General features: G+C 41.4%; 5 protein-coding genes. 4 read left to right on the top strand and 1 reads right to left on the bottom strand.

Translation table 11 applies throughout. The features are described 5' to 3' along the window. The first annotated feature begins 493 nt into the window (after nt 1-493). The 3 genes from G564_RS0115415 to G564_RS19460 all read left to right on the top strand — a co-directional run bounded on the left by G564_RS0115415 (nt 494) and on the right by G564_RS19460 (nt 5,866). A complete protein-coding gene (locus tag G564_RS0115415) occupies nt 494-892 on the top strand; it encodes a hypothetical protein (RefSeq protein ID WP_029038447.1) in 399 nt (132 codons plus the stop codon). A gap of 350 nt (nt 893-1,242) precedes the next feature. After that, nucleotides 1,243-4,500, top strand: coding sequence for a VCBS repeat-containing protein (locus G564_RS0115410; RefSeq protein WP_029038446.1), 3,258 nt, complete (start codon nt 1,243-1,245; stop codon nt 4,498-4,500). After that, nucleotides 4,490-5,866: a vanadium-dependent haloperoxidase gene (locus G564_RS19460; protein WP_051205531.1), complete on the top strand. Its 1,377-nt coding sequence runs from the start codon at nt 4,490-4,492 to the stop codon at nt 5,864-5,866. Before G564_RS0115410 ends, G564_RS19460 begins: the two co-directional genes overlap by 11 nt. 56 nt (nt 5,867-5,922) lie before the next feature. On the opposite strand, the gene G564_RS19455 is transcribed toward G564_RS19460, so the two are convergent. Next, a complete protein-coding gene (locus G564_RS19455; RefSeq protein ID WP_262504848.1) occupies nt 5,923-6,690 on the bottom strand; it encodes a patatin-like phospholipase family protein in 768 nt (255 codons plus the stop codon). A gap of 394 nt (nt 6,691-7,084) precedes the next feature. Here G564_RS19455 and G564_RS0115395 point away from each other — a divergent pair, with 394 nt between their 5' ends. Further along, a complete protein-coding gene (locus G564_RS0115395; protein WP_245583703.1) occupies nt 7,085-8,434 on the top strand; it encodes an efflux transporter outer membrane subunit in 1,350 nt (449 codons plus the stop codon). The last annotated feature ends 3 nt before the right edge of the window (nt 8,435-8,437 follow it).

Genomic DNA, 8,437 nt, shown 5'->3' with positions numbered 1-8,437 from the left:
AAACTCTTTGAAGTGTTGTCAATTTTAAAATTTTTAATTTCGCCGTCTTCTGTGATAGAACAAATATCCAGGGATAATTTGCTAACATCGACTCCGATAAATGATTTAAATTTCATAGTTTAGATTGAGTTAAAAAAGAAGAACCTTTACCTAAAAACCTTAACAGGTCAGGGCTGATATCTTATACAGGTCTTGGTTCATTAAAACCTGTCAGTTCCAAATATCGGGATAGTGCGTTTCTAAAGCTATCGCTGGATCGCTGACAGGTTTTCAATTATACTACTTTTAATTAAAAAAGTATCAATACAAACCTAAGGTAACCTGTCTACTTTAATTAGTATAATTGGAGTGAGAAAATTATAATTATAAAATCATCGGGAGCCTGAGAAGATTCAGAGGGACAGCTAAACACCAATTTCTCCAGGAGATTTTTATTTAAGAGACAAAAGTCTTATATTGAGGGTGCTGATTGTCTAACATTTAAATTCTTAATATGGAAGTTCTGGAATTTATAATCGGATTTTTTATTGCTTTTTTTATAGCTGCTACTCTATTCTACGGATTTAGAAAGAGGGGTCCCTGGAATGCCTTTTGGATCTTTCTTGTAATACTGGTTTTAGCCGCCTGGGCCGGAAGACTTTGGCTTATCCCGGCAGGACCTGCATTTTGGGGCTTTGGATGGCTTTCTGTAGTCTTTTGGGTTTTCTTTATCGGGCTACTTATTGCTTTGGCCACTCCTACAGAGGATAGAGAAAAAACGGTAGATTACGAACCCGATACCAAAACCAGAATTACCTCGGGAGCAGCAAGAACCACAGCGGCCTTCGGTTTGCTATTCTGGTTTTTACTTCTACTCATGATCATTGCAATTATAGGCGGATTATGGTTTTAATTTAATATTTACCGGCGGGTGACAGAGAAAATCCTCTGATGGTGTCTTCTCTTCACCTGCCCCTATTTGCCAAATAATGCTCCCTGTTTAGTACTCACCATTCTAATTAATAATTCCTGCCTTTTTCACTTCTCCTGCACACTTCTGCAATCCACGCTTTTTATGCCACCAGCACTATCTCTTTCACCTCTAATTATTAGAGATATTAATACCTACATAATTATATTTTTATGTTATTCTTAACAAATTATTTATATTTTAGAGCCCTGAATATAAATTGATTGGTTTCTGAAGGTCTGCTTCTGAATGACCCTGAATATATGTCTGATGTGCCCTATTCCCCTACTCCTATGAGATTAGTTTTTCTTCTTGTTCTATGCCTTAGTAGTATTTCCTGTAAAAGAGAAAAGATTTCTCAGGAAGAAATGGATTTGAACAAAGCTTATATGTTTCAGGCTGTTTCTCCAGATTCTTCCATGGTGCACTTTGCAAACCATATTACCGAAGATGCCGATCATTCAATCATTAACTATATCTACTACTACAATGGAGCAGGTGTAGCTGTTGGGGATGTCAACAACGACGGGTTACCGGATCTTTATTTTGTCGGAAATTCTGTTCCCAATAAGCTCTATCTTAATAAAGGTGATTTTCAATTTGAAGACGTGACCGATGTTGCCAATTTGGGCGGGAAAGCCAGCTGGCAAACCGGGGCTACAATGGTCGACATTAATGGCGACGGCTGGCTGGATATTTATGTCTCGGCCGTATCTGGTTTACTGGACTTTACGGGGCACAATGAATTATATATCAATAATGCTGACGGAACTTTCACAGAGACTTCAGGTGAATATGGTCTGGATATCCAATCCTATGCCACGCAGGCCTATTTTTTCGATTATGACAAGGATGATGACCTGGATGTTTACATTGTAAACCATGCAATACACACGACTTATTCCTATGGTGCTGCAGATTCAAGAAATGAACGTCAACCCCTGGTGGGAGACATGCTCCTTAGAAACAATAACGGCAAATTTGAAGATGTAAGTGAAGCTGCAAACATTTATGGGGGTCCCAACAGTTACGGACTAAGTGCAAGTCTTGCCGACTATAATAATGATGGCTGGACCGACATTTATGTCTGTAATGATTTCCACGAGAATGACTATTACTACATCAACAACGGGGATGGAACTTTTAGAGAAAAGATAGATGAAGCTTTCAGTATCATCAGCAATTTTTCGATGGGAAGTGATGCTGCGGATATCAATGGAGATGGTTTGCCAGACCTCATCACGCTGGATATGCTTCCTGAGGACGAACGTATTCTCAAGGAAACCGAAGGCGATGACGCCATGTATTTCATTCAGCAGAGATTAAAGAAACTCGGGTACAAAGATCAGTTTGCACGTAATATGCTCCAGATCAACAATGATAACGGAAAGCATTTTACTGAAAAAGCGCTGATGGATGGGGTAGCGGATTCAGATTGGAGCTGGGCTGCCTTATTTGCCGATTTTAATAATGATTCTCACCAGGATCTATTTATTTCCAATGGGATCCTGCGGCGACCAAACAGTCTTGACTTCCGGAAATATGTGGCCAGTGCATTTAAAGGCCGAAACCAGGATGAGGGTCTAAAATGGCTTTACAGGTCCATAGACAGTATGCCAGGTGGTAAGGTGGCTAATAAGATCTATGAAGGAAATTCTGAAACTTTCAGTAATAAAACAGGAACCTGGATCCCCGATGAGGCAGGACTTTCTAACGGAGCGGTATATGCGGACCTAGACCTGGATGGGAATCTGGATTTGATAGTAAATAATCTGAATGCTCCTGCTTCTATATACAGGAATAGCAATAAAGGCATAAATGATTTCGTCAGCTTTAAACTGAATTATCGGGCGAAAAATCTTCATGGAATTGGAACTACTGTAAATCTATATGCTAATAACAAGTTGCAAACCCGAAGTCTTTACAATTCCCGAGGATTCTTATCTTCAGTCTCGGGAGATCTGCATTTTGGTCTAGGTGAAACTTCAGCCATAGATTCTGTTATTGTTATATGGCCAAATCTTAAAGAACAGGTACTTAAAGATATCGCTGCCAATCAACGGCATGAGATAGTTTATGAAGAGAGCCTGCCTGAATATAAATTTAAAACCACTCCTGAAATTCAGCCGGTTTTCAAAAAGACAGAAACCCTTCAACTCACCCATCAGGAAGACAATTACAATGATTTTCTAAATGAAAAATTAATACCCTACAAGGTCTCTACACTGGGACCGGCAGTGGCAACAGGCGATGTAGATGGCAATGGTTTTGAAGATATTTTCATAGGAGGTTCATCCGGCAATGCAGGCGCCTTTTATCTCAACACCGGTGAAGAGCTTGTTTTGACTCCCGTAACGGCTTTTGAACAGGACAGCATGTATGAAGATAATACTGCAGTCTTCTTTGATGCAGACGGGGATGGAGATCCCGATCTTTACGTAGGCAGTGGGATAAGTCAGAATTCATCAGATTTTTTTATGGACCGGCTCTACCTTTATAATAATGGAGTTTTCGAACTATCAGAAAATACCATTCCCGATAATAAGCTCATTACTTCGGTAGTCAAAGCCAATGACTTTGATGATGATGGTGACATAGATCTTTTTGTAGGGAACCTTTCAGAAGCCGGACACTTTGGATCATCGGTTAGCTCCTATATCCTGGTTAATAATGGACGGGGAATTTTCTCGAAGCTGGAGAACTTCAGCCTCGAATCAAAAGTGAATGATGCCTTATGGAAGGATCTGAATGGAGATGGGAGAAATGATCTAGTTGTTGCTACAGAATGGGACGCTCCAAAAATATTCTTCAACACTGGGAATGGTCTTGAATCACAGGAGGTACCGTCTAATCTTAATGGCCTCTGGCAAAGTGTGGCTGTTTATGACATTGACGGTGACGGAGATGAAGATATTTTGTTGGGGAACTGGGGAGAAAATTCAAAATTCAAACCCACTCCCGAGGCTCCATTAAAAATGTATTATCTTGATTTTGATAAAAATAACAAGACCGAAACTGTAATGGCTTACAAAAAAGGCGACTCATATTATCCGGTACATTCAAAGGATGAACTGGCGGGTCAGCTTACGGTAATTAAAAAACGTTATGTCAAGCATGCCGATTACGCCATGAAGACAATGGAAGATATTTTCACTCCTTATACCCTGGGCCAGGCCCAATTGAATGAGGTGCATCTTTTATCCTCGGGATATTTAGAAAACAATAATGGACAATTCACCCGTTTTGTAAGATTCTCCTATCCCCTTCAGCTGGCACCCATAAATACATTCAGTAGAATCAATTTAAATGGTAGTGAAGGAATAATGGTTGCCGGAAATACCTATAGAAGTAATAACTATCAGGGATCACATTCTGCTTTGAAAGGCTATGTCATCAATAATAATGGTTCCCCGATACCGGTAAGTGATCTGGGAATAGCATCTTTTAAGGAAGAGGTAAGAGCAATCGGGCAAATTGAACTAAAAGATCACAAGCTGCTGTTGATCATAAATAATGATGCACCGGCAAAATTGTATCGCTATGAAAATTAATAAAGGTTTAAAATATATTTTTTGGAGTTTTTCTGTATTGATCCTTTCGGGTTGCGAACCTAAGACAGAGATCACTGTAACTCCCGAAGAATATCATGCCGCTGTGGATAAAGTGACTGCCATTATGGTCAATGATATTTTTTCACCACCACAGGCGAGCAGAGTATACGTTTATCCGAATATCGCTGCATACCAGGTTTTAAATTCCAATTCCGGCGAATATGCATCTCTTACTCCCCAATTAAACGGTTTTAGGGAGTTCGCACCGACGGTTAAATCTGAATCTGGTACCAATCTTGAGCTTTCTGCGCTTATTGCATACCTGCAGGTGGCAGAGCAGCTCGTGTTTTCAGATAATGAAATAAGAGAATACAGGGACAGCCTTTATCAGAAATGGGAACAGCAAAATCCCGAAAGCTTAGAAAGGGCTAAGATCTATGCAGATAAGGTGGCTTCCTCTGTAATTGAATGGATGGAAGCAGATCATTATCACGAAACCCGGAGTATGCCAGACTATGATTTTTTCGACGAGAGTCCTGAGCGCTGGCAACCCACACCTCCCGGCTATATGAAAGGAATTGAACCCCATTGGAGTAAAATAAGACCAATGGTCCTGGATTCTGCCGCGCAGTTCAAACCTAATCCCCCTCCTGCTTTTTCACTTAATAAAGACAGTGATTTTTTTAAGGAGCTGGAGGAAGTTTATTTAATAAGTAAAACCATAAGAGCAAAGGGAAATGATTCTCCCGAAATTAAGATTGCCCGGTTCTGGGATTGCAACCCTTACGTTTCTATCACGAAAGGCCATTACATGTTTGCCGAAAAAAAGATCACTCCCGGTGCCCATTGGATGGGAATCTGCAAAATAGCGGCTTTACAATCTGAAGCCGATTTCGATTTCACCGTTTACGCCTACACCAAAACTTCAATTGCCATTTTTGATGCTTTTATAAGCTGCTGGGATGAAAAGTACCGGTCTAACCTTATAAGACCCGAGACTCTTATTGCTGAACATATTGATAAGGACTGGCAACCGATCTTGCAGACTCCGCCCTTTCCGGAATATTCCAGCGGACATTCGGTGGTGTCAAATGCCGCCGCAAAGGTTCTTACATCAATCTTCGGGGATGATTTTGAATTTGAAGACACTACAGAAGTCGCTTATGGTTTACCCGTCAGGAAGTTTGATTCTTTCAATGCTGCCGCCCTGGAAGCGACAATGAGCAGGCTATATGGCGGAATACATTATAGATCGGCCATTGAAGAAGGAGCGGTACAGGGAGAAAATGTGGGAAGCCACATCAATTCAAGGTTAAATTTTTCTCTAACCACCAAAGAGCAGGAACTGGCGATTGCACGTCCCTGAAATTACCGGCAATCACCGGCTACAAGAACCTCCCGGTGAAAAATACCTGAAGCTGCTTAGGCTTTGTTCGATCTGGTCTTCAATTTCCCTACAGGAAGTTCTCCTGCTTCTATCATTTTAATTGTGTGGCTGTAACCAATCTCAATGATTTCTTCAATCCTGCTGAAATCAAAAAGAGAGAAATTTTGCATTTCAGGCGGATCTATGACAAAGTCACAAAGTTCCATCTGGGGTTTGGCATTCTGGGTGATTCCAAGATTTATTGATCTTTCCAGAATCCCCCTGGGCCCGGTGAAGACCTTTTTCTTTCCGGCAAAGTTGACATGGGAGCCAATTAGATATTTACATTTATCTCTAATAGGGGAAGCCGGAAGATTGCACATGAGTCCCCCATCTACATAATTCACCTCATCCAGAACAATGGGTGCAAAAATCCCGGGGACCGAACAGCTGGCAATGAGATAATCAAATAGGGGGCCTTCCTGCTTTATTTCTCCACAGGCTTCATTGAGATTTGACAAGCCCAAATAAAATGGTTTTTTTAAGGCTGAAAAATTATCTTCTGGAATGTACTTTTCCAGTGCCAGTTTCATTTTTTCCAGCTTATAAAGGCCGGTTCTTCTCCAGGAAAAGCCAGTCATTCGGGAAAAGGTTTCCTCAATAAGGATCTTTCTTATTCCGCCGGGGGAATATCCGGCAGCATAGAGTACTCCCACCACTGCTCCCATACTGGTACCGGAAATGATCGTGGGTTCAATTCCATGTTCATGAAGTGCCTTTAACACGCCCACATGCGCATATCCGCGGGCACTGCCACCACTCAGACTAATACCTACCTTATGATCGTATTGCCTGCCAAAAAGGTTCTGTAGAAAATTATTTTTGATGACTTATTATTTAAGCTGCTCATTAAACCTGAACAAAGATTTTTTCTGAGCTGCAAGATAACATTTCTGCCTGTTTCATATAGCCATTTTATGCCTTCCAAAAGGCAAAAATAATCCTCTTCAAAAATGACGTTTTTGGACCTGCTGTGTGGTCGTTGCTTAATTCCAAAAAAACAGTAACTTTAAAAAACTCTCTTTTTTTAAGGCTCTGGAAAGAAATCTAAAAAGAAAAAGTGTAATTAAAACAACAAGTCACCTGAATAAAATTTCAGTCATAGCTCTATTTCCGGCTTCCCGGCACCACCTGTTCAATTTTTTTTCAGGGGTCATAGTGATCTTATTATTTACCGTTTTCCCGTCTTGTACTCCAAAGCTTTCCCCCGTCGAAATTCCGGTAGAAGAACCGCAAAATTTCAGTAATTCGGGAGAAGATCTCCTGCCCGATAAGTGGTGGACTTCTTTTAATGATCCGGTATTGGATTCCCTGGTAAAAAAAGGGCTCGAAGAAAATCTCTCTCTTGCCGGAAATCTGGAAGCTTATTATGCGGCCCTGGCCAGGGTGCAAAGGGAAAATTCCTCTTTATTTCCACAAGTGGATGTCTTCTCGGGAATAACGTCACGAAAAGCGCAGACAGATTTTTCTGAAGATTTCGAATACAGGACAGGATTTTCTGCTTCATATGAAATTGATCTTTGGGGTCGTATCCGTGCCGGAATTCAGGCTGAAAAATATACGGCCGATGCCATCTTTCGGGATTATCAGGCTGCTGCCATGACCATCTCTGCCGAGATCGCCACTACCTGGTATCAACTGGTCACTGCCCGCCGGCAGCTCGAACTCATTGATGAACAAATTCAAACTAATGAAGACATTGTAAAATTAATTAGAGCACGTTTCGCCGGCGGACAAATAAGAGCCGTGGATATTCTTAGACAGGAACAGCTTCTGGAAAGTACCCGCAATCAAAAGATCATTTATGAAACCGATCTGGGAATTCTTGAAAACCGATTGGCTATACTGTTAGGACGTCCACCCCAGAATATTGAAAATTTTGAGCAGGGAATCCTTCCTCCTCTTCCATCCCCTCCTGCCACAGGTCTTCCCATGGAATTAGTCCGTCGCCGGCCCGATATACAACGCGATTACAACCTCCTCCTGGCAGCCGACAGGGATATGGCCTTTGCTGTGAGAAGCAAATTTCCTGTGATCTCTCTTGAAGCCACAGGCCAGTTTCGTGCCGGTAATTTTGATAATCTATTCGAAAACTGGGCGTACACCCTTGCCGGAAATCTCTTTACTCCCCTATTTTACGGCGGCAGGTTATCGGCAGAAGTTGATCATGCAAGAGCAGTGAAGAATCAGAGATTATACGAATATGGCCAGACCGTACTGCTGGCTTTCCAGGAGGTGGAAAATTCCCTGTTGCGGGAAAGAAAACAGGCAGAAAGATTAGTTGTACTGGAGAGACAACTGGATCTTGCTCAAAAAACCAGCAGACAATTAAGAATATCTTTTTTGAATGGAATGAGCAATTATCTTGATGTACTGCTTGCACTTGACCAGCAGCAACAGCTGGAAAGGGAATTGCTGGAAAGAAAACAAGAGCAGTTGGAAATACGCATCGGCTTGTACCGTGCTCTTGCCGGTGCATTTGAATTACCGGAAAACAACAGCCTCTAAAAA

The sequence above is a fragment of the Salinimicrobium xinjiangense DSM 19287 genome (assembly GCF_000423585.1).
GTDB lineage: Bacteria > Bacteroidota > Bacteroidia > Flavobacteriales > Flavobacteriaceae > Salinimicrobium > Salinimicrobium xinjiangense.
The sequence above is the reverse complement of the archived record's forward strand: the minus strand, read 5'-3'. Positions and strand labels throughout refer to the sequence as shown.